This is a genomic window from Clostridium sp. OM02-18AC (assembly GCF_003481825.1).
GTDB lineage: Bacteria > Bacillota > Clostridia > Lachnospirales > Lachnospiraceae > Brotaphodocola.
The window spans coordinates 14,068-37,236 of sequence record NZ_QULW01000005.1; the positions used below are offsets into that span (position 1 = coordinate 14,068).

23 protein-coding genes are annotated in these 23,169 nt (G+C 47.6%); 13 read left to right on the forward strand and 10 right to left on the reverse strand.

Translation table 11 applies throughout. From position 1 onward, the window contains the following. The first annotated feature begins 10 nt into the window (after nt 1-10). The 3 genes from rbsD to DXB18_RS04885 are packed head-to-tail and all read left to right on the forward strand — an operon-like array spanning nt 11 to nt 2,600. On the forward strand, nt 11-505 hold the full coding sequence (rbsD, locus tag DXB18_RS04875; RefSeq protein WP_118540351.1) for a D-ribose pyranase: 495 nt from the start codon (nt 11-13) through the stop codon (nt 503-505). Nucleotides 506-524: 19 nt separating this feature from the next. Then, entirely contained in the window at nt 525-1,640 is a 1,116-nt protein-coding gene (locus tag DXB18_RS04880) for a Gfo/Idh/MocA family oxidoreductase (protein ID WP_118706333.1), read from the forward strand. A 60-nt stretch (nt 1,641-1,700) separates the two neighbouring features. Beyond that, the gene (locus DXB18_RS04885) at nt 1,701-2,600 is read left to right on the forward strand and encodes a sugar phosphate isomerase/epimerase (RefSeq protein WP_118540349.1); all 900 of its coding nucleotides are present in this window, start codon (nt 1,701-1,703) and stop codon (nt 2,598-2,600) included. Nucleotides 2,601-2,672: 72 nt separating this feature from the next. Here DXB18_RS04885 and DXB18_RS04890 read toward each other — a convergent pair whose 3' ends face one another. The 6 genes from DXB18_RS04890 to DXB18_RS04910 all read right to left on the reverse strand — a co-directional run bounded on the left by DXB18_RS04890 (nt 2,673) and on the right by DXB18_RS04910 (nt 8,404). After that, on the reverse strand, nt 2,673-3,779 hold the full coding sequence (locus tag DXB18_RS04890; protein WP_118706335.1) for an ABC transporter substrate-binding protein: 1,107 nt from the start codon (nt 3,777-3,779) through the stop codon (nt 2,673-2,675). 27 nt (nt 3,780-3,806) lie between these two features. After that, the gene (locus tag DXB18_RS16505; RefSeq protein ID WP_243103166.1) at nt 3,807-4,934 is read right to left on the reverse strand and encodes an ABC transporter substrate-binding protein; all 1,128 of its coding nucleotides are present in this window, start codon (nt 4,932-4,934) and stop codon (nt 3,807-3,809) included. 126 nt (nt 4,935-5,060) lie between these two features. Continuing rightward, the gene (locus DXB18_RS16510) at nt 5,061-5,855 is read right to left on the reverse strand and encodes an ABC transporter permease (RefSeq protein ID WP_243103169.1); all 795 of its coding nucleotides are present in this window, start codon (nt 5,853-5,855) and stop codon (nt 5,061-5,063) included. Continuing rightward, entirely contained in the window at nt 5,855-6,667 is an 813-nt protein-coding gene (locus DXB18_RS04900; RefSeq protein WP_118540345.1) for an ABC transporter permease, read from the reverse strand. Before DXB18_RS04900 ends, DXB18_RS16510 begins: the two co-directional genes overlap by 1 nt. After that, a complete protein-coding gene (locus DXB18_RS04905; RefSeq protein ID WP_118540344.1) occupies nt 6,660-7,736 on the reverse strand; it encodes an ABC transporter ATP-binding protein in 1,077 nt (358 codons plus the stop codon). Before DXB18_RS04905 ends, DXB18_RS04900 begins: the two co-directional genes overlap by 8 nt. Before the next feature lie 134 nt (nt 7,737-7,870). After that, entirely contained in the window at nt 7,871-8,404 is a 534-nt protein-coding gene (locus tag DXB18_RS04910) for a cupin domain-containing protein (protein WP_118540343.1), read from the reverse strand. 253 nt (nt 8,405-8,657) lie between these two features. On the opposite strand from DXB18_RS04910, the gene DXB18_RS04915 reads away from it, so the two are divergent. The 3 genes from DXB18_RS04915 (at nt 8,658) to rpiB (ending at nt 11,357) form a co-directional block, all read left to right on the forward strand. Beyond that, nucleotides 8,658-9,719 (forward strand): beta-propeller fold lactonase family protein, encoded by a 1,062-nt coding sequence (locus DXB18_RS04915; RefSeq protein ID WP_118540342.1) that lies wholly within the window; start codon nt 8,658-8,660, stop codon nt 9,717-9,719. A 90-nt stretch (nt 9,720-9,809) separates the two neighbouring features. Then, the gene (gene aroC / locus DXB18_RS04920) at nt 9,810-10,889 is read left to right on the forward strand and encodes a chorismate synthase (protein ID WP_118706337.1); all 1,080 of its coding nucleotides are present in this window, start codon (nt 9,810-9,812) and stop codon (nt 10,887-10,889) included. 24 nt (nt 10,890-10,913) lie between these two features. Continuing rightward, the gene (gene rpiB, locus DXB18_RS04925; protein ID WP_118706339.1) at nt 10,914-11,357 is read left to right on the forward strand and encodes a ribose 5-phosphate isomerase B; all 444 of its coding nucleotides are present in this window, start codon (nt 10,914-10,916) and stop codon (nt 11,355-11,357) included. Nucleotides 11,358-11,429: 72 nt separating this feature from the next. On the opposite strand, the gene asnA is transcribed toward rpiB, so the two are convergent. Both asnA and DXB18_RS04935 read right to left on the reverse strand, forming a co-directional pair. Beyond that, the gene (gene asnA, locus DXB18_RS04930) at nt 11,430-12,437 is read right to left on the reverse strand and encodes an aspartate--ammonia ligase (RefSeq protein ID WP_118706341.1); all 1,008 of its coding nucleotides are present in this window, start codon (nt 12,435-12,437) and stop codon (nt 11,430-11,432) included. 144 nt (nt 12,438-12,581) lie between these two features. After that, nucleotides 12,582-13,637: an ATP-binding protein gene (locus DXB18_RS04935; protein WP_118706343.1), complete on the reverse strand. Its 1,056-nt coding sequence runs from the start codon at nt 13,635-13,637 to the stop codon at nt 12,582-12,584. 714 nt (nt 13,638-14,351) lie between these two features. Between DXB18_RS04935 and DXB18_RS04940 the strand changes: the two genes are divergently transcribed. After that, nucleotides 14,352-15,785: a spore germination protein gene (locus DXB18_RS04940; RefSeq protein ID WP_118706345.1), complete on the forward strand. Its 1,434-nt coding sequence runs from the start codon at nt 14,352-14,354 to the stop codon at nt 15,783-15,785. A gap of 6 nt (nt 15,786-15,791) precedes the next feature. Here DXB18_RS04940 and DXB18_RS04945 read toward each other — a convergent pair whose 3' ends face one another. Continuing rightward, the gene (locus DXB18_RS04945) at nt 15,792-16,808 is read right to left on the reverse strand and encodes an asparaginase (RefSeq protein WP_118540394.1); all 1,017 of its coding nucleotides are present in this window, start codon (nt 16,806-16,808) and stop codon (nt 15,792-15,794) included. Nucleotides 16,809-16,983: 175 nt separating this feature from the next. Here DXB18_RS04945 and DXB18_RS04950 point away from each other — a divergent pair, with 175 nt between their 5' ends. Then, nucleotides 16,984-17,163: a DUF4250 domain-containing protein gene (locus DXB18_RS04950; protein ID WP_118706347.1), complete on the forward strand. Its 180-nt coding sequence runs from the start codon at nt 16,984-16,986 to the stop codon at nt 17,161-17,163. Here DXB18_RS04950 and DXB18_RS04955 read toward each other — a convergent pair. After that, the gene (locus DXB18_RS04955; RefSeq protein WP_118706349.1) at nt 17,102-18,094 is read right to left on the reverse strand and encodes a LysR family transcriptional regulator; all 993 of its coding nucleotides are present in this window, start codon (nt 18,092-18,094) and stop codon (nt 17,102-17,104) included. The genes DXB18_RS04950 and DXB18_RS04955 overlap by 62 nt on opposite strands. A gap of 166 nt (nt 18,095-18,260) precedes the next feature. Between DXB18_RS04955 and DXB18_RS04960 the strand changes: the two genes are divergently transcribed. The 5 genes from DXB18_RS04960 to DXB18_RS04980 all read left to right on the forward strand — a co-directional run bounded on the left by DXB18_RS04960 (nt 18,261) and on the right by DXB18_RS04980 (nt 23,166). Continuing rightward, complete coding sequence (locus DXB18_RS04960) at nt 18,261-19,253, forward strand: tripartite tricarboxylate transporter substrate binding protein (protein WP_118706351.1); 993 nt, start codon at nt 18,261-18,263, stop codon at nt 19,251-19,253. 63 nt (nt 19,254-19,316) lie between these two features. After that, nucleotides 19,317-19,805: a tripartite tricarboxylate transporter TctB family protein gene (locus tag DXB18_RS04965; RefSeq protein WP_118540330.1), complete on the forward strand. Its 489-nt coding sequence runs from the start codon at nt 19,317-19,319 to the stop codon at nt 19,803-19,805. Between the two features lie 13 nt (nt 19,806-19,818). After that, nucleotides 19,819-21,309 (forward strand): tripartite tricarboxylate transporter permease, encoded by a 1,491-nt coding sequence (locus tag DXB18_RS04970; protein WP_118540329.1) that lies wholly within the window; start codon nt 19,819-19,821, stop codon nt 21,307-21,309. A gap of 21 nt (nt 21,310-21,330) precedes the next feature. Next, nucleotides 21,331-22,167, forward strand: a complete 837-nt coding sequence (locus tag DXB18_RS04975) for an MBL fold metallo-hydrolase (protein WP_118706353.1) — start codon at nt 21,331-21,333, stop codon at nt 22,165-22,167. Between the two features lie 117 nt (nt 22,168-22,284). Further along, nucleotides 22,285-23,166, forward strand: a complete 882-nt coding sequence (locus tag DXB18_RS04980; RefSeq protein ID WP_118706355.1) for an MBL fold metallo-hydrolase — start codon at nt 22,285-22,287, stop codon at nt 23,164-23,166. The last annotated feature ends 3 nt before the right edge of the window (nt 23,167-23,169 follow it).

The following is a 23,169-nucleotide window of genomic DNA, read 5'->3' on the forward strand; positions in this document are numbered from 1 at the left end:
AGATGCTATAATGAGACCAGGACGTATTCTACACCCGGAATTAGCGAAAGCACTTGCTACATGTGGACATACAGATATTATTCTTGTAACAGATGCAGGTTTTCCGATACCCAAAGATGCAAATCGCATTGACCTGGGATATTATGCAGGAGCAGTCGATGTGCTTGATATTTTAAGGATGCTCCGTAAGGAAATTTTTGTGGAGGAAGTAGCATTTGCACCGGAGGTAAAGACACATCATCCTGCATTGTATCAGGATATCCAGGAAATCTATACGGGATCCGGTGCGGTTTTTAAAGGAATTCCGCATGAGCAGCTTGTGGAAAAAATTGCACCAAAGGCAAAAGTTGTGATTCGTTCCGGATCATTAAATGCCTGGGCGAATTTCGCCCTGACCTGCAGTACAGATCCGTTTGCCTGGTTTACGGAAGAAGATGTTACCATTCTTCCTGCATATGTAGAGCGTAGAAAACGTATATCAGAAAATGAGGTTCCGGCTTTATAAAGGAAAAGGGGGACAGAACATGGAGGAAATCAAACGGGAACTGGAACTGGCGACACTGCCGGAAATGCCAAAGCGTCTTGATTACCGGATTGGTGTTATTGGAGCCGGTTTTATTGTGAGAAATTGTCATTTGGAAGCTTATCGAAAAGCCGGCTTTAATCCGGTTGCCATTACTTCGCTGGATCAGGAACAGAGTAAGGAAGTAGCTGCATTACATAAGATTCAGACAGTATATCCGACGTGGAAAGAACTGGTGGATGATAAATCCATAGAAATTATTGATATTGCAGTTCCGCCGCATGTACAGCCGGATATCGTTGAATATATCTGCAGACATGCAGCAGATCATGTAAAAGGTATTTTGTGCCAGAAACCGATTGCGATGTCCCTGGAAGAAGCAAGACGGATTGTTTCGCTGGGAGACGAAGCTGGAATTCCGATCGCTGTGAATTCCAATATGCGTTATGATCAGTCTATGCGCGCATTGAAACGAATTTTGGATAAGGGATTGATTGGAAAACCGGTTATTGCTTCTATCGATATGCGTGCCATTCCGGATTGGCAGACGTTTTTACAGAAATATCATAAACTGGAGATTTATGCGATGGCCGTTCATCATCTGGATATTTTCCGTTATCTCTTTGGTGATCCTGAAAAAATAACAGCATTATGCCGAACCGATCCGAGAACCAAATTTGAACACACGGATGGAATTGTACAGTATACTTATCAGTATAAGGACGGGCTAATGGCAACCAGTCTGGATGATGTCTGGGCATGGCCGGAAGAGCCGTGTGAGAAACACAATTACATTAACTGGCGGGTAGAGGGCACAGAAGGGTTTGCAGAGGGAGAATTTGGCTGGCATAAGCGGGCTCCGGAATTCTGCGGCAGTACCTTGAAGCTTGCATGTAAATCTTATCCGAACCAGTGGATTGAACCAAAGTGGACGACACAGTGGTTCCCGGATGCTTTTGTTGGAACGATGGCAAATCTGCTGTGTGCAGTAGAAAAGGGAACAGATCCGGAAATCAGTGCACGTGATAACGTGAAGACACTTGCATGCGTAGAGGCATGTTATCAGTCCATTGCACAGGAGAAAACCATTTATCTGGACCAGATTCTGAATGCGTAATTGTAATATAGCAGATGGAATGTATGATGCTGTTGAAACGGACAGGGAAAGGAGTTTTTTATGATCTCAGTTGGTATTTTTACAGGATATTATCCATATACGTTGGCAGAAACGATTGAACGTGCGAAAAAGGATGGAATGAGTTGCGTGCAGTTAGACCTGGAATTCAAAGATATTGACCTTTCCAGAGGCAATATCACAAAAGAAAAAGCCAATCAGGTTCGAGACGCATTCCGTGATGCCAATCTTCCGATCGTAGCGATTTCTGCTTATACAAACCTTGTGCACCCGGATCCGGAAAAACGCCAGGAGAATATTGATTATGTAAAAGAAATTCTGGCACACGCCAGAGATTTTGGTACACCTTACGTAGTTAGTGAGACCGGCACATACAATGAAGAAAGTGACTGGTCGGCAGATCCTAAGAACTATACAGAAGAAGCTTATCAGGAATTTAAAAAAGTAGCAATTGACCTGGCGAAGTTTGCATATGATCATGATGCAGTATTCCTTGTTGAAAACTATGTAAATAACATTGTGGGCTCCGTAGATCAGGTAGCACGTCTGCTGCAGGAAGTGAATCATCCGGGATTAGGACTTTTATGTGATCCGACCAATTATTTTGATGGTTCAAATATTGATGATGTAGATCCGACAATTGAAAAGATTTTCCATGTTCTGGATGATAAAATCAAAATTGCACATGCAAAGGACTGTAAGCGGGCGGTAAACCTGGAAGAAAAGTTTGGTGGTGGTTCAGCAGAACACAACAGTTTCCGTGGCGCTGGTGCTGTAGAGCTGCCGGGAGCGGGTCTTGGAGTTTTAAACTATCCGCTGTATGTTCAGCGGCTGGCAAAGAATCATCCAAATATTCCGATTATTATCGAGCATATTGATGAGAGTGACATCCCGAGGGCAAAAAAGTTTGTTGATGATACGTTAAAAAAGATGGGAGTATAAGTACCTGAATAAACAAAGACCGGCATACGCGTTGCGTATGCCGGTCGTCTTTGTTTATATTATAAGGCAGGATTACTTCGATTTTACTTCCTTCCATGCCTCATTGTAGATCTCGTCCACATCGTCGCCAAGGTACTTCAGAACCTCTGCATTCTTGATGGAGTCGATGTCCGGGAAGATTGCCTTGTTGTTCTGCATATCTTCGTCTAACAGCTCGAATGCGCCCTTGTTGGGGGTGGAGTAGGTGATGTACTCAAAGTTCTTCTTTGCGATGTCCGGTCTGCACAGGAAGTTGATCCACTTCTCTGCGTTTTCCTTGTTCTTTGCATTTTTCGGGATGACCCAGCAGTCGATGAAGAGGTCGGTGCCTTCTTCCGGGATCACGTACTGGAGATTGTCGGTGCCGTCCTCGCCCTGGATGTAAAGCATCTCACCGGAGTAGATGATGCCGACTGCAGCCTCGCCGCCGATCATCTTATCTCTTACCTGGTCTACAACGTAAGCCTGTACCAGCGGCTTCTGGTCGATCAGGTCCTGCTTTGCCTTGTTGATCTCATCCGGATTGGTGCTGTTTAAGGAGTAGCCGTTTTTCTTTAAGCCGGTCATGAAGGCACTGCGGATGCTGTCCTGCATGAGGATTTCACCGCTTAAGCGCTCATCCCACAGGTCGGACCATTTGGTCGGCGGCTCTACGCCAAGCTCCTGCAGGCGCTCTTTGTTGTAGAGGATGCCGATGGTGCCCCAGGTATACGGAACTGCGTATTTGTTTTCCGGGTCGAAGGATTTGGAAAGCTCCATGTAAAGCGGATCGATCTGGTCGATGTTCGGCACGTTGTCGAAGTTGATCTCGGCTAAGAGGTCATGCTCGCGCATCTTCTGGATCATGAAATCGGATGGGCATACCGCATCGTAAGCAATGCCGCCGGCTTCGATGACCGGATACATCTCCTCGTTGGTCTCGAATAAATCGTAGACAACCTTAATGCCGGTTTCTTCCTCGAATTCATCAATGACACTCTCGTCAATGTACTCGCCCCAGTTGTAAACGTAGAGCTCACCGGCATCGCCGGAGCCAGAGCCCTCAGCCGGAGCAGTGCCGGAAGCGGAAGCTCCGCAGCCGGTTACAGTAAGTGCCGCTGCGGATAAAGCCGCAGCAGATGCGATCCATCTTTTTTTCATTTTCTCAATCTCCTCTGTCTTTTATTTTTAGTTGGATTTTATTTCTTTCCACAGTTCGTTGTAGATATTGTCGGTTTCATCGCCGAGATACTCGTAAACCTCAGAATTGTTCAGGGAATCGATATCCGGGAAGACTGCCTTGTTGTTCTGCAGGTCTTCGTCTAACAGCTCGAACGCGCCCTTGTTCGGGGTCGGGTAGGTGATGTACTCAAAGTTTGCTTTTGCAATCTCCGGACGGCATAAGAAATCGATCCATTTCTCTGCGTTTTCTTTGTTCTTCGCGTTTTTCGGAATGACCCAGGAATCCAGCCACAGGTTGGTTCCCTCTTCCGGAATGACATATTCCAGTTCGTAATCCAGTCCCAGGTTTGCAACCTCGTCCTGGATGTAGAGCATCTCGCCGGAGTAGATGACACCGACTGCAGCCTCACCGCCGATCATCTTGTCTCTTACCTGGTCGATGACGTAAGCCTGAACGAGCGGTTTCTGGTCTACCAGATCCTGCTTCGCCTGCTGGAGCTCGTCCTCATTTGCACTGTTCATGGAGCAGCCATCTTTCTTTAAGGCAACCATGAAGGCGTCGCGGACACTGTCCTGCATGAGGATCTCGCCGCTTAAGCGCTCATCCCACAGATCTGCCCATTTGGTCGGAGCCGGTACGCCGATCTCGTCTAACAGCTTGGTATTGTAAAGGATGCCTACGGTTCCCCAGCAGTAAGGAACGGAGTATTTGTTCTCCGGGTCAAAGGACTTGGACATTTCCATGTAAGCTGGGTCAATCTGGTCGATATTCGGCACATTGTCGAAGTTGATCTCAGCAAGCAGGTCGTTCTCACGCATCTTCTGGATCATGTAATCGGACGGGCAGACAACATCGTAGTTGACGCCGCCGGCCTCGATGACCGGGTACATCTCCTCGTTGGTCTCGAACATATCGTAAATAACCTTGATGCCGGTCTCATCCTCGAACTGGGAAATGACATCCTCGTCAATGTACTCGCCCCAGTTGTAAACATAAAGCTCGCCTGCGTCAGAACTGCCGGAATTGGCAGCAGAAGTGGAACCTCCTGCAGATCCGGATGCACCGCAGCCGGAAAGAAGAGTGGAAGCGGCAGTCAGACCTGCTATGGAAATTGCAAATACTCTTTTTTTCATAGTCATCTCCTCTTAGTGGTGTGGTTGTGTGCTGTCTGTTTGACATTTCGCAGAGCAGCAAATGGTGTTTGGTGAATCAAAAAAGGTCAGATATCCTGCCTGTTTTGTTTGGTAAATCAAAACGTGTCAGGCTTCCTGCTTTTTCTTCGGTGCAAAATTGCTGATGAGCAGCAGTGCCAGTACCACCGCAAAGATCACGGTGGAGAGCGCGTACATAGACGGCTTGATGCCGCGGCGAACTTCGCTGTAGATCAGGGTGGACAGGGTGTTGATGCCTGCGCCTCTGGTAAAGTGGGTGATGATAAAATCATCCAGAGACATGGTGAAGGCCAGCAAAAAGCCGGACAGCACACCCGGTAAGATATCCGGGAACACGACTTTGAAGAAAGCGCGGATCGGGCTTGCGCCGAGGTCCAGGGCCGCTTCATAGGTGTAGCGGTTGGTCTGCTTGAGCTTTGGCATGACGCTTAGGATCACGTACGGGATATTAAAGGTGATGTGCGCGATCAGCACGGTCTTAAAGCCAAGGGAAATACCGAAAGCAAGGAAAGCCAGCATCAGGGAGATACCGGTTACGATATCGGCATTCAGCATCGGAATGTTGGTGATCCCCATGACGATGGTCTGGGGAATCTGTTTCATGCCGTTGATCGCGATGGATGCCGCGGTGCCGATGATGGTGGCGATCAGCGCGGACAAGAATGCGATCAGCAAAGTATTCTGCAGGGCCGCCATGATGTTGCGGCTTGCAAACATCTGGGTGTACCACTGCAGGGTGAACCCGCCCCACTGGGTACGGGATTTGGAACTGTTAAAGGATAATACCACCATGGTGGCAATCGGCGCGTACAAAAACACCATGATGATCACCAGGTAGAAGTCCTGCAGGATACGCCGGAAATTCTGTCGGATCTTACTCATTAGAATGTACTCCCTTCGCCGTTTTTATCGTATTTTGCGATCAGCGCCATGCTGATCAGAATGAAGACCATAAGGACCAGGGAGAGGCCGGAGCCTAAGTTCCAGTTGCTGCCCTTGGTGAATTCCTGCTCGATGACATTACCGATCAGGAGGATCTTGCTGCCGCCCAGTAAGTTGGAAATTACGAAAGTGGTCAGGGACGGTACGAACACCATGGTAATACCGCTGATGATGCCCGGTACGCTAAGCGGAAGCCATACCCACAGAAGTGTCTGGGTAAAGCTTGCGCCAAGGTCTCTTGCCGCGTTGATAGTGTTATCATCGATCTTGCAAAGCACGTTGTAGATCGGAAGGACCATAAACGGCAGGAAGTTATAAACCATACCAAGCACGATCGCGCCCGGAGTATTGATCAGGTTCTGGTTTGGCAGGTGCAGGGCACTTAAGATGCCGTTGATCACACCGCTCTTTTCCAGAAGAGTCTGCCATGCCAGGGTGCGCAGCAGAAAGTTCATCCACATCGGAAGAATGAAGATGAAGACGATAAAGCTTCCCTGGCCGATGCCGCGGTTACGCAGGATCATGGCAAGCGGGTAAGCAAGTACGAGGCAGATCACCGTGCTTACCAGGGAAAGTCCCAGGGAGAGCCACAGGGCCTTCACATGCTCCGGTGTGGAGATGGAAAGCACATTGGCAAGGGTGAATGCTCCGGATTTATCGGTCAGTCCGTAATACACGATAAGGATCAGCGGAATGACGATGAAACCAACCATCCAGACCAGATACGGTCCGGCTAACCATTTCTTATTCATTAACTCCTACGGCCTCCTCATCCTCTGATGCAGGTTTGTTCATGATCTGGATGTCAAATGGGTCCACCTTGATGCCGACCTGTTTGCCGACCGGGCACATATCGGTGCTGTGTACCAGCCACTCGAAGCCGTCCGGGGTGGTGACTTCCATTTCATAATGAACACCCTTGAAGATCAAGTGGGTGCAGGTGCCGACCAGCGTGCCCTCGGACGGGTCTACCAGGTCAATATCCTCCGGGCGGATGACAACATCGACCGGAGTGTTGTTGCCGAAGCCTTTATCCACGCAGGCAAATTTGGCACCGAAGATCTCAACCAGCTCGTCGCGAATCATAATGCCCGGGACAATGTTGCTTTCGCCGATGAAGTCTGCCACGAATGCGTTCTCCGGCTCATTGTAGATCTGCTCCGGGGTTCCCATCTGCTGGATGTAGCCCTGGTTCATGACAACGATGGTGTCGGACATGGTCAGCGCTTCTTCCTGGTCGTGGGTAACGTAGATGAAGGTGATGCCGAGCTCATTCTTTAAGCGGATCAGCTCATACTGCATGTCCTGGCGCAGCTTTAAGTCCAGGGCACCTAACGGCTCGTCTAAAAGCAGAAGACGCGGCTCGTTTACGATGGCGCGGGCAATGGCGATACGCTGCTGCTGGCCGCCGCTTAAGGAGTCTACGGTACGCTTCTCATAGCCGTCTAAGTTTACCAGCTTTAACGCGTACTTGATCTTGTCATCGATGTAGGCTTTGGATTTGCCCTTGATCTTTAAGCCGAATGCGATATTTTCCGCGATGTTCATGTGGGTGAACAGGGCGTATTTCTGGAATACGGTATTTAACTGGCGCTTATTCGGCGGAAGTTTGCTGATATCGGTTCCGTCGAAAATGACCTTTCCGGTGTCGGCCGTCTCAAATCCGCCGATGATGCGCAGGGTTGTGGTTTTGCCGCAGCCGCTGGGACCCAGTAATGTTACGAAAGAATTTTCCTTAACGGAAAGATTGAGGTCGTCTAAGACCATGGTGTTGTCAAAGCTTTTTGAAATGTTGACTAAGTCAATCAGGGGCTGAGCCATCGCATTATTCCTCCTAAAGTATGGTTACATTTGTTTTCATTTACATGTGATATTCAATCTCTGGGCTGACTGCATATGCAGCTGCCCTCTCAAAAGCGGGCTACCGGCCTTTGCGATGTTCGCTCCGGTCAGCTTTAGAAGCTTGGCGGCGTGCTGACCCAGATCAGCGATGCGCCGTGACGGCTCGTAAGGTAATGCTTTTTGTCCGGGGTAAAGTAAAAGGACTCGCCCTTCTTCGCCCGGTAGGTCTTGCTTCCGATGTGGATGTTGATGCTTCCCTGCAGTACATATCCGAATTCCTCGCCCTCATGTGGGTTGTCCGGGTAGGTGGAGCCGCCGGCCTCTAAGGTAATGAGGATCGGTTCCATCATGTTTTTCTGTGCGTTCGGGATGATCCAGCGGATCTCATTTTTTAATTCCGCATCGTATTTTTCAAAATAATCTGCTTTTCCGAATACGACCTGCTCCTCCGGAGTCTCATTAAAAAACTCACCAAGCGTCGTGCCGAGGCACTGTAAGATGTCGGTGAGTGTCGCAATGGAAGGAGAGGTTAAATTTCGTTCCAGCTGGGAGATGAAACCCTTGGAAAGCTCTGCCCGGTCTGCCAGTTCTTCCTGGGTCAGACCCTTTAGCGTCCGTATCTCCTTTAATTTTGATCCGATATCCATAACAGTCCTCCATGATAATACTATCCGAAAAGTTTAGAAATATTAAATGAATGTAAAATGCACTTTAAAGTTTAGCTTTAGTAAACACAAAGCAAGATTCATTATACTGGAAAATATCTGTATGTCAATAGATTCAGAATAGATTTTTTTGAGAATGTGTGGTATGCTGTTTACGATTGGAACGTTTGCGCATTTTATGCGCAGACCGGGTTAAAAAACGCAGAAACTTGAAGGCGTGACAGGAGGAAGAGCAATGGCTTTTGAAGGAAAGTATATGGCATATGTCGGTTCCTATTCGTACAACGGCAAAGCCAAGGGAATCACGGTTTACGATGTAGACGTGGAAAAAGGAACATTTACAGAGCGCTGCGAGGTGGAAGTGGACAATTCCTCCTATGTAACAGCATCCAATGATAATAAAACCCTGTATTCTGTTGCGGATGAGGGTGTTGTGGCATTCCGTATTCTGGAAAACGGAAGTCTTTCCCGCTTAAACAGCGCAAAGACCAAAGGCATGAGAGCCTGCCACCTGTCCATGGATAAGGAAGACCGGTATGTATTCGTGTCTGGTTTCCATGATGGCAAGGCAACGGTACTGCGCCTGCGCAAGGATGGCGGGGTCGGTGAGATCGTGGACGGTGTGTTCCATAAGGGACTGGGCAGCGTAGCAGAGCGTAATTTTCGCCCGCATGTAACCTGCTGCAGACGTACTCCGGATAACAAATTTGTCATGATCGTAGATTCCGGTCTGGACCAGGTAAAGATCTACCGCTTCAGCGAGAAGGACGAGCATCTGGTTCAGGTAGACACCATCCCGTGTGAGATGGAATCTGCACCGAGAAACCTGCGCTTCAGCTCTGATGGCAAATTCTTCTATTTAATGTATGAGCAGAAGAATGTCATTGACGTATTTACCTACGAGACCGGAGACCGTGTCCCGAATGTGGAGAAGATCCAGACGATTTCTACCATGGGAGAAAAGCACAGCTCTTTGGCAGCAGCCTGCTCGTTACGCTTCTCTCCGGATGAGAAGCATATGTTCTGCAGCAATGCAGGCGACGAGAGTGTGGCCATGTACAGCAGAGACGAGAAGACCGGTCTTCTGACCCTGATGTGCTGTCTGCCGATCAGCGGAGAATATCCAAAGGATATCGCAGTCTTCCCGGATGATAAGCACATTGCGGCAATCAACCATGAGAGCAATACCATCACATTTTTCAAGATCGATTACGAGAAAAAACTGCTGATCATGAGCTCCAATGCGATCAAGTGCAACGAGCCGAACAGCTGCATCATTGTGAAAGTGGACGACTGATTAAGACGAAAAATCTGGCAGCACTGTGCAAGGCCGTCAGGCGTTTGTACCTTTGTGTGAAAGAAAAATGGGAAAACAGCGGAGGAAACTATGGCAGGATCAACCTATGGAACCATCTTCCGTATCATGACATGGGGAGAATCCCACGGCAAAGGCGTCGGTGTTACCATCGACGGCTGCCCGGCGGGACTTCCGCTTTGTGAGGAAGATGTACAGACTTATTTAAATAGAAGAAAGCCGGGACAGAGCAAATTTGCCACCGCAAGAAACGAAGGAGACCAGGTTGAGATCCTTTCCGGCGTATTTGAGGGAAAGACAACCGGAACCCCGATCGCCATGATGGTGCGCAACACCGACCAACGCTCCAAGGATTACAGCGCGATCATGGATGTGTACCGTCCGGGGCATGCAGATTACTGCTTTGAACAGAAGTATGGCTTCCGTGATTACCGGGGCGGCGGACGTTCTTCCGCAAGAGAGACCATTGCCCGGGTAGCAGCCGGGGCGGTAGCATGTAAGCTGCTGGCTCATTATGGCATTACGGTCACCGCTTATGTGAAAAGCATCGGCGAGTTTGAGATCGATCCGAAGCGCTTTGATCTTTCTGAGCGCGATAACAACAGCCTGAACATGCCGGATAAGGTGGCAGCAGAGGAAACTGCAGAATTTTTAGAGCGCATGATCGCTGCACAGGATTCCGTGGGCGGCGTGGTAGAATGTCTGGTAGATGGCATGCCGGTTGGTGTTGGCGAGCCGGTATTCGATAAGCTGGATGCAAGCCTGGCGAGAGCAATCATGTCCATCGGCGCCGTAAAAGGATTCGAGATCGGGGATGGCTTTGCAGCAGCAAAAGCGCTTGGATCCCAGAATAACGATGAGTTTTATGTCGATGCGTATGGTAAGGTTGTGAAAAAGACCAACCATGCAGGCGGTATTTTAGGCGGCATGAGCGATGGAAGCCAGATCGTGCTGCGTGCGGCTTTCAAACCGACTCCGTCAATCGCGCAGCCACAGAAAACAGCGAACAACCATGGCGAGAATGTAGAGATCGCCATCAAGGGACGTCATGATCCGGTGGTGGTGCCGAGAGCGGTTGTGGTAGTAGAGGCTATGACGGCGCTGACAATCCTTGATCTGTTATTAATGGGAAAGAATGCAAAATTAGATTAATTTTTTAGTGAGGTTGATAATATTATGAAAAAGATTGCAATGGGAAATGATCACTCCGCAGTAGAAATGAAAGAAGCCATCAAGGCATACGTAGAGCAGAAGGGTTACGAGGTCATCGACTTCGGAACCAACTCCAGCGAAAGCTGCGATTACCCGGTATACGGCGAGAAGGTTGGACGTGCGGTAGCATCCGGTGAGGCGGATTACGGCATCGCAATCTGCGGAACCGGTATCGGTATCGGTCTGGCAGCAGGCAAGGTAAAAGGCGTTCTGGTCTGCACCTGCAGCGAGCCGTACAGCGCGAGAATGTCCCGCAGACACAACAACACCAACGTCCTGACCTTCGGTGCCCGCGTAGTTGGTGTCGAGATGGCGAAGATGATCGTAGATGAGTGGCTGGACAACGAATATGAGGGTGGACGCCACCAGAGAAGAGTTGATATGATCTTCGATATTGAGAATAAATAACAATTTGATTCACTTTAATAGGGTCGTGTGAGTTGCCTTTCGGCAACTCACACGACCCATTGTTTTTTCTAATTATAATAAAATGATCTTATGTTCTTTGCAGATCTTTCTCATATCGTCCGGCCACAGGCTTGCCTGAACTTCGCCGACATGGGCGCGGTCTAAGAGCAGCATGCACAGACGGGACTGTCCGATACCACCGCCGATGGTGTACGGAAGCTCGCCGTTTAAGAGCATCTTGTGGTATGGAAGGTTCTTTCTTTCCTCGCAGCCGGCCTTCTTTAACTGCTCCTCTAAGGATTTTTCATCAACACGGATACCCATGCTGGAAACCTCCAGTGCGCAGTTTAACTGGTCATACCAGAAGAGAATATCACCGTTTAACTGCCAGTCATCGTAGTCCGGTGCACGACCGTCGTGCGGTTCGCCGCTTGCAAGTTTGTCACCGATCTTCATCAGGAAGACGCAGCCGTATTCCTTGGTGATGAGGTTCTCACGCTCCTTCGGCGTCTTGTCCGGATAGCGGTCTGCCAGTTCCTGGGTGGTGATGAAGGTGATGTGCTCCGGCAGATGCTTTACTGCCTGCGGATACTTGTACCATACCTCATGCTCCATGTGCTTGATGATCTTGAAGATGGTCTGAACGGTTGCCTCGAGGGTTTCAATGGTGCGCTCCTCTTTGGTGATGACTTTCTCCCAGTCCCACTGGTCTACATAGCAGGAGTGAAGGTTGTCGAGCTCCTCATCGCGGCGGATCGCGTTCATGTTGGTGTAAAGACCCTCGCCAGGCTCAAATCCATACTCTTTTAAAGCCATACGTTTCCACTTTGCTAGGGAATGTACGACCTCAACGGTCTCTCCCGGGATTGCAGCGATGTCGAACTGGACCGGACGCTCTACGCCGTTTAAGTTATCGTTCAAACCGCTGGACTGGGTGACGAACAGCGGTGCGGAAATGCGCTCTAAGTGCATCTCTTTGCCAAATTCTTTCTGGAATGTGTCGCGAATATATTTGATCGCTTCCTGAGTCTCACGCACGGTGAGATGGGGATCATAGTTAGCTGGAATGATCAATGCCATGTTTCTTTCCTCCCTGTATTGCGTTAGGTTTTAAAAAAAGGAGTTTTGCCTGAGCAAAACTCCGCATGATACTTAATGGTAGCATTTTTGGAATAAAATCACAAGTATTTTCTTATTTTATAGCAGTTTATTCAATTTCGAGAATCATATTGTTTCGATGTAAGACTCTGTAATATTTTTAAATCTTGGCAGTGCCAGTGCAACATAGCCATATTCTGGTGCAATGCACACCCCTTTGTTGATCAGGCGTTCCCGGTATTTGGAAAAGGTAGTGCCTTTCATTTCCAGCTTATCGCAAAGCTCTTTTACTTTTATTTTTGTACCCTGTTCTGGCATGGCCGAGACAATCTGTTTTTCCAGTGGAGATAAACTGCTCCAGATTTTCCGGTAAACAAAGTCTTCCAGAAGACCGTCCAGTTCCTTTAGAATCCAGTCAAGTGGTTTTTCATCGTGATACTCCCAGTATAGCATGCCAAGCGCCTGAAAAGCGAAAGCATAGCCCATGGTGATATTAGCCAGTTGCCGGGCTTTTTCGTCATCAATCTGGAAGATATTCTGATATTCGTTTTTGATCTGATTGATGCCTAACGGACCAAGAATGATCTTGGGAGCACGAAGCAAAAAGGTCAGAACCGGGTCATTCTGGATTTCGTAAATGTTTTCATAGAGTCCTGTCATGATCAGGAATACCGGATAGTTTTTTCGGATAAAGATCTGGAACTGACTGGCGAAGATTCGTATATTTTCGTTTGCGACAGCCTCGTCGATGGTGATCAGTACCTTTTTTCCTTTTTTATTGAGTCTGTCCAGAAGCGTTTCGATTTTGCTCACGCTGTCCCGCTCTTCTGTAATTCCATTGTATCCGATTCCGAAGCCTGCGACAGAAATCTCGAATCCTTTTTCAAAAATGTTTGGAATCTGCTTGCTGGCATCGAGCAGACGCATGGCAAACTCCTGCAGCAGAGGCTGGGTGGCATTCAGGTCGACTACGACCCATTCGTCAGAGTTCCGCAGCTGATTGGAAACAGAAGTCATAAGCACCGTTTTCCCGCTTCCGCGGATACCGCTGATCAGATAAGTCTGGCTGATCGGGTTATCTGCCTCAAAGGTGGAAAGGATATTATCGGTGCTTTCATAACGGTTAATGTATTTGATTGGCTGTTTTCCGAATGTGAGGGTGAAGGGATTGTCTCGTTTCATATGAGCCTCCTAAATCTGGACATGCATGCTCAGCAGTGAGTCTGCATATATGTGTGAACGTACTGCAGCTATCTGCTTGCAGTTTGGCATAAATGGATAACTGTTCATAACTTTGGATAACTTATATACTGATGGATAACTATTCATAACTCTGGATAACTTTATGATATGATATTAACATTTGTATTATTTTATGTCAAGAAACTCCTATGAACACAAAAAAATAGGAGCCGCTTTTCCCCCACAGAAAGCAGCTCCTGGTCACGATCAAAAACCGTTACACAATACAGTCTTCGCTTGGTATCCCCATACCAGTTAAGAAAATAAAAGGCGCCGGAGTGATGGCGCTCATGTCTTTCTTACAAAACACACTATATCATTGTTTTGTGGTAGCGTCAAGGAAAATTGTGCAATTTTAAGAAGATTGTGCACTTTGGAGAGGGAAAACTGCTCAAATTGTATACACGTGTCCGCTATGCAAAGATGTTCGTGTGCATCTTAAAGAAAAACAAAAAATGTGACAGAAAAACTTTTTTTTAGGGCTTGAAACAGGAAATTCTTTGTGCAAGTTTCATGAGGCAGCGCCGGGTATAAGACAGGGGAATTCTGACATACTATACGGAAAATGGAATGATTCTATGCGTATTTCAGATATGCCATATGAGAAACAGAAAGAACGGAACGTGTTTCTTGAAAGAAAGGAGGAACTGCAGCATGCAGTTTTCAAAAAATCTGTCAGAAAATCTGGAACATTTAAAACAGACGCTGAGCCTGGAAAAGAATTTCGATGTAGTTTACCGGGCGATCACGATCGGAGAAAAGCAGGCGTGTCTGCTTTTTGTGGATGGGCTGACCAAGGATGAGGTCCTTTTAAAGGTATTACAGGCGTGGTGGAGCATTAAGCCGGAGAATATGCCAAAAGACGCGCACGGTTTTTCCAAAAAATATATGCCTTATGGAGAAGTAAGCCTGGTCGACAACGAAAAGGACATGATCGTACAGCTGCTGAGCGGAATCACGGCGGTTCTGGTTGACGGGTACGACAAATGCCTGATGCTGGACTGCCGTACTTACCCGGCGCGCGGTGTGGAGGAACCGGAAAAAGACAAGGTTCTGCGCGGCTCCCGGGACGGTTTTGTGGAGACGCTGATCTTTAATACGGCGCTGATCCGCCGCCGGATCCGGGACCCGAAGCTGATCATGGAGATCCTGACAGCCGGAAACAGTTCCCACACGGACATTGCGGTCTGCTATATGGATGGACGCGTCGATGAAGAGCTTTTAAATAAGATCCGGAACCGCATCCAAAACCTGCGGGTGGATGCGCTGACGATGAACCAGGAGAGTCTGGCGGAGGGGATTTTCCCTCATAAATGGTTTAACCCGTTTCCGAAATTCAAGTTTTCGGAGCGCCCGGACACTGCGGCAGCGTGTATTCTGGAAGGAAATATCGTCATTCTGGTGGACAACTCTCCGGCGGCTATGGTGCTGCCATCCTCCGTGTTTGACATTATTGAGGAAGCAGATGATTACTATTTTCCACCTGTGACGGGGACGTATCTGCGGCTGTCCCGTATGGCAACAGCAGTATTATGTCTTTTACTGACGCCAACCTGGCTTCTTGCCATGATGCATGCGGATGCACTGCCGCAGTGGCTGGCCTTTACCAAGCTTTCGGATGTGACTTATGTGCCGCTGATCTTTCAGCTTTTGATCCTGGAATTTGCGATTGACGGTCTGCGTCTGGCGGCGATCAACACGCCAAATATGCTGACAACGCCGCTCAGCGTCATTGCGGGCATCGTACTGGGAGAATATTCGGTGAAATCCGGCTGGTTCAACTCGGAGACTATGCTGTATATGGCATTTGTGACGATTGCAAATTACAGCCAGTCGAGCTTTGAACTGGGATATGCACTGAAATTTATGCGGATCATCATGCTGTTGTTTACCGCGGTGTTTGACGTGTGGGGTTATGTGATCGGCTTTGTGATCTCCGTCTGTGCGATTGTGTTTAACAAGACGATTGCCGGAAAGAGTTATATCTACCCAATCATTCCGTTCAGCTGGAAGGAATTAAAAAAGCGGTTCTTCCGCGGACGGCTTCCGGTAATACCGGAAAGCCAGAACGCGGATGAGAACCGCTGATGGTTCTTATGCTTTCCACTTCGTTGTATACAGAATATCCCGGTTGATGGTGCTGTAAAGCATTTCCCTTACCATATCCGGGTCGTGGGTCTGTCCAAGGATCCACATGAGTTTGGTGACGGTAGCTTCCAGGGTCATGTCGTAAGCTTCCAGGAGACCAAACTCTTTTTTGATGGTTTTGCCGATTTCGTAGACGGACATGTTGCTTCCCTCGTTGGTGACCTGCGTTGTCATGATGACAAACTTGCCGGCATTGACCCAGCGCTCGATCGCCCGGTGGAAACTGTCATCTTCATAGGAAGGAATACCGCCCACACCAAAGGATTCAATGATAACAGCATCGTAGTGTTTGAACAGATAGTCCAAGATGCTGCCGTTCATGGACGGGATCAGTTTTAACAGAGTCACCTTGCTGTCCAGCTTGTGATAGAAGGTGACTTCCTCGGTCAGACGGTCTTTATCGTCGAGATAGAAGATAATGTGGTTGTCCTGGATCGTAGCAATATAAGGAAAGTTAATGCTGGAAAAGGCATTGTAGCTTTTGGTGCGTTCCTTTTTGCCGCGGGTACCGGCAATGACTTTACCGTCAAAGACAATGTTGACACCGTGTGCTTTATCGCAGCTGGCAAAGAGAAAACTGTCGCTTAAGTTGGTCTTTGCATCGGTGATCTCCAGATCGATCGGTTTTTGCGCGCCGGTAATAACGATCGGTTTCGGTGAATTCTGGATCAGGTAGGAGAGCGCAGATGCGGTGTAAGCCATGGTGTCGGTGCCGTGGCAGACCACAAAGCCATCGAACTGATCGTAGTACTTTTCAATGGTAGAAGAAATTAACAGCCAGTGTTTTGGCTGGATATTGGTGCTGTCGATGTTGATGACCTGCATGGCGGTCACTTCACAAAATTCTTTTACGTCCGGGACATAGCCGAGGAGTTCTTCTGATGTAATCAGTGGCTTTAAGCCATCCTCACTGCGCTTGGAGGCGATGGTGCCGCCGGTGGCGATCATAAGGATACGTTTCAGGTTCTTCTTTGGGGTTTTCATATTTGGGTCTGGCCTCCTGTTGCAAAAAACTTGTGATCTTTGTCAATTCGTTCTATTATAATATTGTGCTGCAGCCCATGCATGGAGAAGCTGCAACGGATTTGAACAATAACAATATTATAGCATTTTGCAAAAAGAAAGGAAATAAAAAATTATGGCAGCAATTCCAAAAGATCCGGTTATGTTGATGAGCTTTTTAAACACCCAATTGCGGGACAATTATGACAGCCTGAACGAACTGTGCGCGGTTTACGATTTGAGCCAAGAGGAAATCAGCAGTAAACTGGATGCGATTGATTATCATTACGATCCACAAAAGAATCAGTTTGTGTGAGTCCTCTTAAGTGTTCCGGCAGTTTGCCGCGCATATAATCGGTGCCAAGAGCAATAAAATATTTTTCCGGGCGTGTGAAATAGCATCCTTTTAAGAAGGCAACACTGCGGGACCAACGCTGATTTGGGGCCACGGTGAAGTAAGCAATCGGTGCAGAACCGTCTACATAGGATTGCGGGAAAAAGGCGGGAGCGATCTGTTCTTTTACCATATTGATCACGGTGTGGGTGCTTACAGACTCAAATAAAACATTCGGGTGAAAACCTGCATGGGCGAAGGCATGGTCGATCATGTCGCGCATGCGGGTTTCTTTGCTTAAAAGGATGAAACTATCATTTTTGAGTAATGTTAAGTCAATCAGCGGAAGCGTTTCATGGCTGTTTTTTCCGGCAAGGTGTGCCAGCGGATGGTTGATAGGCAGCCCGAGAACCATGTGCTCGGTATCCATGTCGAGATAATCCAGGTCCGGATGTTTCATTTCTTCTACATAGGTCAGAAAAGCAAAGTTCACTTCGTTTTTCAGAACCAGCTGTTCCATTTTTTTCACGCGTTCTTCGCGGATTCGGAATGTGATATTTGGATATTGCCGGTGAAAAACAGGATAGATCTTAGAAAACATGGCAGCACCGGTTTCGGGCGTATATGCAACAGCAATCTCTCCAAGGTTTTCTCCGGAAATATCGGAAATGATTTTATAGGTTTCTTTTTTCATATCGACCATCTTGTGGGCGGTTGTAAGGTAAATGCGCCCGGCGAAGGTCGGGATCATGCTGTGCTTGCGCCGCTCAAAAAGTGGCGTGCCGAGTTCTTTTTCCAATTTTAATAACTGCTGGTTCAGTGCTGACTGGGTCAGAAAAAGCTTTTCCGCAGCTCTGGAAATACTTTGTTCCTGCTCGATGGCGATCATATTTTCAATCTGTTTTAAATCCATAATAAATCCCCCTTTGATATACCTCTTAATTGAACTAAGAAAAAATATAAAATATGATAAGTTGAATTAAGATGACAAAAGAAGTATAATCAAAATATCCAAAAAAAACAAGCATATCGATAAAAATATGTAAGTTTTTAAAACAAGCGAGAAGGAGAAATGGGTTATGAAAAAACAGTTATTAAGTGTGATGCTGGCAGGGGTTATGGCAATGACAGCTCTGACTGGTTGCGGCGGCAGCTCTTCAGGAAGTGGTCTTCCGAAGAACATTGAGTTACAGGTTCCGGCAAAAGCAGGCGGCGGTACCGACGTAGTTGCAAGAGCAATCGCTACCCAGGTAGCAAAAGATTCCGGAAGCAACTTAACCGTTCAGAACAATACAGATGGAAGCGGCGTAGTAGCAATGGAGAAGATCCGTACTGCAAAACCGGATGCAAGCTCCCTGTTATTCTTCCATACAACCATGTTAATTAAATCTGCAACGGGTGTATATGACCACAATGCAGTAGATGATTTCACCGTAATCGCAGTAGGTGAGGGCACCGAGAAGACCGGATATGCATTAGTAGTACCGGGTGATTCTCCTTACAACACCACCGATGATCTGGTAGAGGCAGCAAAGGCAGCTCCGGGAAGCGTTCTTTTAGGTGTTGAGACCGGCGGCAGCTCCCACATCATGTCTGGTCTGTTCGCACAGGCAGCAGGAATCGAGGTAAAATATGTAGAAGCAGGTTCCGATACCGAGAAACTGACTGCACTGGTTGGCGGCAGCATTACCGCAGCATTTGTAAACCAGAACCAGGCAAAACAGTATGTTGAGTCCGGTAAGGCAAAAGCACTTGCTTGCTTCTCTGTTGATGAGAACGGCGGCGAGAGCACCATTCTTCCGGGTGTTACCAGCCTGGTAGATCAGGGTTATGACTGCACATTCTCTACTCTGTTCCTGGTACTTGGACCGAAGGATATGAAAGCAGAGACCGTTACCGCTTTACATGATTACTTTGAGAGCGCTGTAGTAAATAAGGATGTACAGGATGTATTAAAACCTGCAGGATTTGATATGACTTTCTTCAGCCAGGAAGAGGGCATGAAGAAACTGACCGCTCAGAGAGATTCTTTAAACAGCGTTGTTGAGATGCTTGGTCTGAAACAGAAATAATATTGCAGCAGTAGATGCAGGCAAAATGGGGCTGCCGCAGGGCAGCCCCATTCGTTTCAAGATATGAAGAAAGGAAATGAGGTTTCTATGAAGTTAAAGAGAGATCAGGTTGCCGGCGCAGTGCTGGTAATCCTCGGAATCATCGTATTTGTGATGACGAATCAGCTTTCTGTTCCATTTACCCTGTCTTACCCGGGACCGAAAGCGCTGCCGATGATCGCAGCATTTGGTTTTGTTGTTTGCGGCGCCGGAGTATTTTTAGAGGGCTGCAAGGAAAAGCTGGAAGATGAAAAACCGTTTTTATCAAAGCAGGGTTGGATTAAGGCATTGGTTGCCATGGTTGTTTTAGCAGTTTATGTATTTGCTGCCAGCCTGATCGGTTATCTGATTACTACCCCGTTTGTTACCTATGGTCTGACTACATTGTTTGCGAAAGGCAGCAAGAGCACGGTAAAAGGAAGAGTGATTTATTCCGTACTACTCACTGCAATTATCTATGTAGTTTACATCTACGTATTCGGACTCAGCCTGCCGAGCGGCGCGCTGTTTTAGGAGGTAAGAATTTATGATAGCTAATTTTCCCTATATCATTTCACAGCTGGCACAGCCCTTTAACATCCTTTTGATGATTGTGGGAACTGCAATCGGAATTATCTTCGGTGCAATTCCGGGTCTGTCCGGCACACTGGCAGTTATGTTGTTTATGCCGCTTACATACAGCATGAATTCCGGCACAGCAGTTATTTTCCTGCTTGCACTCTGGATCGGAGGATGTTCCGGTGCATTTATCGGTTCCGTTCTTCTTGGCATTCCTGGTTCTGCATCTGCAGTATCTACCTGTTGGGATGGTTACCCAATGAGCCAGCAGGGTAAATCGGGTAAAGCACTTGCAATTGGTATGTTTGCATCTTTCACCGGTACTTTCTTCAGCGCCATCATCGCATCGTTCTGCAGCGAGTTTGTAGCAGATGTGGCATTCTTAATGGGACCGTGGGAGTATTTCGCACTTTGTTTCGTAGCAATTACCATGGTACTTGCTATTTCCAAGGGCAATATGTTTAAAGGTCTTGCTTCCGCATGTATCGGTCTTCTGTTTGCATCTGTAGGATATTCTCCAATCGATGCAGCACCGCGTTTTGTATTTGACAATATGTATCTGATGAGTGGTCTTGGCATGACCATCGTATTAATCGGTGTATTCAGTGTCAGCACCATCGTAGTTGCTTACGCAAAAGGTTTCGGCGCATTGCCGGAGGTAGACACAAAGAGTGTACGTGGTCTTGGTATTACCCTGGCAGAGTTTAAAGAGCAGATCGTGAATATCATCCGTTCTTTCCTGATCGGTCTTGGAATCGGTTTCCTTCCTGGCATGGGCTCTGGTCTTTCTAACCTGGTTGCATATTCTTCCGCAAAGAATGCTTCCAAGGATCCGGATTCTTTTGGTAAAGGTAATCCGGCTGGTATCTGGGCTCCGGAGGTTGCAAACAACGCTTCCATCGGCGGAGCAATGATCCCAATGGCAGCACTTGGTATCCCGGGAGACTCCACCACTGCACTGTTAATTGGTGCCCTGACCATCCATGGCCTTGAGATGGGCCCGATGGTATTCAAAAACAGTGGTCATATCGTATATCTGATGTTTGCAACGGTTGCAGTTGTTGCATGTCTGGTACTGGTTATGCAGATTTTCGGTATCCGTCTGTTCCCGCAGATCTTAAAGATTCCGTATCATTACATGTATCCGGCACTGCTGATCATCTCTATGGTCAGTGCCTATGTTGATTCCGGAAGCCTGTACAAATGCGGCATGATGCTTGCATTCGCAGTTGTTGGTATCTTCATGGCTTATGCCGGTATGCCGACTGCTCCGCTGATCCTGGCATTCATTCTGGGACCGACTCTGGAGAGCAATATGTTAAAGGCATTCCAGTACACCGGAAGTGCAGCAACCTTCTTCACTAGACCGATTTCCTGCATCATGATGCTGATCGGTATCGGATGCGTATTTTCACCGATCATCCGTACCATTCTTGCAAAAACAAAAAAGGCAAAATAATAGTTAGTTAGGAGAAAAATTATGTCATTTCATTGTAGCCCGGCAATCCCACATCCGGTAGAAACTCTTGTACATGAGCCGTGGACACTGGCAATCAAGCCGTTTCAGGTATCTCCGAACACCTGGTATGTAGCAGGTCAGACTTGGGTTGGCTGCTATCTGATCGATACAGGCGATGGACTGATCCTGATCGACAGCGCAATTCCGGAGAGCACGTATCTGCTTGTAGATTCTATCTATGCACTGGGATACAAGCCGACTGATATTAAGAAAATCCTGATCAGCCATGCGCATTTCGATCACTGCGGAGCAGCAGCTGAGATGAAGGCGCTGACCGGAGCAAAGGTTTATATGTCCAAAGAGGACTATGTATTCATGAAGAGCTGTCCGGAGGAAACCATGATTCCGGATTCCGGCTCCCATGTACAGAACTTTGAACCGGATGAGTTCTATTCCGATGAGAAACCGGTAACGCTCGGAAACATCAGCATCCAGACCATGCTGACTCCGGGACATACCATTGGCTGTACCAGCTTTTTCTGGAAAGAGAAAAACCCGGTAACCGGTGATGAGTATGTGGTTGCCATGCACGGTGGTGTCGGAGCGAATACCATGAACGATAAGTACTATGCGACCAGCAAGTATTTAACTCCGGCTCTTCGTGACCGCTTCTTTGAGGATGCAGAGAAGTTAAAGAAGATTCATGTAGATATTGCACTGCCGAGTCATCCGAACCAGATTGAGATCGTAGACAGAGCAGGACAGTATACCCATGAAAATCAGCCATATCTGGATGATACGGTATGGGCAGATTTTATCACGGAACGTGTACGTCAGGTGCGCGAACTGATGAAATAAGGAAGACGCGGCACAGGGAGGATTCTTTTGTGCCGCGTTTTTGGATTATAAGATGATAAGCAGAAGGTTTCGGTAAATCATTGCCGATGCAGCTTACAATAGAGAGAGGAGATTATCATGAGCATTGTAAAAGATTATGAAAACTATCTTGCAAAAAGAGCAGAATTTGAAAAGAATCCGATGTCCAAATACTGGACGAAGCAGGCAGAGCGTTATATGGAGCCGTTTCGTATGTTCGGAAATGTTTATTATGTAGGAGACAGCTGGGTTTGTGTACATCTGATCGATACCGGGGCCGGACTTCTTTTGATCGATGCCGGAAACTGCGGCAATACCGCCATGCTGATCCATTCCATCTGGAAAGCTGGTTTTGATCCGGCTGATGTGAAGTGGATCCTGCTTTCCCACGGTCATGTCGATCATGTTGGCGGCGTAAAATTTATGCGCGATATGTTCGGCACAAAGATTTATATGGGCGAACCGGATGCGATTATGTACCGCGAACATCCGGAAAAATCCTTTATCCAGGACAGCCCGGATCTTGTGGATGCTCCGTGTGAACCGGATGGTGTGATCCGCGATGGCGATGAGATGACCTTTGGCAATGTCACCATGAAGTTTTACCTGGTACCGGGACACACCGAAGGATGCATTGCAATCTTCTTTGATGTGACAGAAGGAGACCGTACCGTGCGTGCAGGATATTATGGCGGTTTCGGCTTCAATACCCTGGCAACCGATTATCTGACCGAGATCGGGGATCCAAAGTGCCATATGCGCGAGGTTTATCTGGAATCTCTCAAAAAAGTACGGAACGAGCATGTGGATTTCTTCTTAGGAAACCACTGCATTAACAATCACATGCCGGAAAAACTGGAAGCGATCAAAAACGGAGCGGATCGCACCGTATGGATCGATCCGGAAGAGTGGGGACGTTATCTGGATGAGAAGCGTGATGCACTGCTGAAATTCATGAAAGAAAACCCGGCCGCAGAATAAGAA

Excerpts from the sequence above, each read along its gene's own strand:
- DXB18_RS04915 (WP_118540342.1), top strand. The coding sequence starts at position 8,658 with ATGGCTTTTGAAGGAAAGTATATGGCATATGTCGGTTCCTATTCGTAC.
- DXB18_RS04950 (WP_118706347.1), top strand. The coding sequence starts at position 16,984 with ATGGCAGCAATTCCAAAAGATCCGGTTATGTTGATGAGCTTTTTAAAC.
- rpiB (WP_118706339.1), top strand. The coding sequence starts at position 10,914 with ATGAAAAAGATTGCAATGGGAAATGATCACTCCGCAGTAGAAATGAAA.
- aroC (WP_118706337.1), top strand. The coding sequence starts at position 9,810 with ATGGCAGGATCAACCTATGGAACCATCTTCCGTATCATGACATGGGGA.
- asnA (WP_118706341.1), bottom strand. The coding sequence starts at position 12,437 with ATGGCATTGATCATTCCAGCTAACTATGATCCCCATCTCACCGTGCGT.
- DXB18_RS04890 (WP_118706335.1), bottom strand. The coding sequence starts at position 3,779 with ATGAAAAAAAGATGGATCGCATCTGCTGCGGCTTTATCCGCAGCGGCA.
- DXB18_RS04940 (WP_118706345.1), top strand. The coding sequence starts at position 14,352 with ATGCAGTTTTCAAAAAATCTGTCAGAAAATCTGGAACATTTAAAACAG.
- DXB18_RS04905 (WP_118540344.1), bottom strand. The coding sequence starts at position 7,736 with ATGGCTCAGCCCCTGATTGACTTAGTCAACATTTCAAAAAGCTTTGAC.
- DXB18_RS04975 (WP_118706353.1), top strand. The coding sequence starts at position 21,331 with ATGTCATTTCATTGTAGCCCGGCAATCCCACATCCGGTAGAAACTCTT.
- DXB18_RS04885 (WP_118540349.1), top strand. The coding sequence starts at position 1,701 with ATGATCTCAGTTGGTATTTTTACAGGATATTATCCATATACGTTGGCA.
- DXB18_RS04910 (WP_118540343.1), bottom strand. The coding sequence starts at position 8,404 with ATGGATATCGGATCAAAATTAAAGGAGATACGGACGCTAAAGGGTCTG.
- DXB18_RS04970 (WP_118540329.1), top strand. The coding sequence starts at position 19,819 with ATGATAGCTAATTTTCCCTATATCATTTCACAGCTGGCACAGCCCTTT.
- DXB18_RS04980 (WP_118706355.1), top strand. The coding sequence starts at position 22,285 with ATGAGCATTGTAAAAGATTATGAAAACTATCTTGCAAAAAGAGCAGAA.
- DXB18_RS16510 (WP_243103169.1), bottom strand. The coding sequence starts at position 5,855 with ATGAGTAAGATCCGACAGAATTTCCGGCGTATCCTGCAGGACTTCTAC.
- DXB18_RS04960 (WP_118706351.1), top strand. The coding sequence starts at position 18,261 with ATGAAAAAACAGTTATTAAGTGTGATGCTGGCAGGGGTTATGGCAATG.
- DXB18_RS04965 (WP_118540330.1), top strand. The coding sequence starts at position 19,317 with ATGAAGAAAGGAAATGAGGTTTCTATGAAGTTAAAGAGAGATCAGGTT.
- rbsD (WP_118540351.1), top strand. The coding sequence starts at position 11 with ATGAGACCAGGACGTATTCTACACCCGGAATTAGCGAAAGCACTTGCT.
- DXB18_RS16505 (WP_243103166.1), bottom strand. The coding sequence starts at position 4,934 with ATGAAAAAAAGAGTATTTGCAATTTCCATAGCAGGTCTGACTGCCGCT.
- DXB18_RS04880 (WP_118706333.1), top strand. The coding sequence starts at position 525 with ATGGAGGAAATCAAACGGGAACTGGAACTGGCGACACTGCCGGAAATG.
- DXB18_RS04900 (WP_118540345.1), bottom strand. The coding sequence starts at position 6,667 with ATGAATAAGAAATGGTTAGCCGGACCGTATCTGGTCTGGATGGTTGGT.
- DXB18_RS04955 (WP_118706349.1), bottom strand. The coding sequence starts at position 18,094 with ATGGATTTAAAACAGATTGAAAATATGATCGCCATCGAGCAGGAACAA.
- DXB18_RS04935 (WP_118706343.1), bottom strand. The coding sequence starts at position 13,637 with ATGAAACGAGACAATCCCTTCACCCTCACATTCGGAAAACAGCCAATC.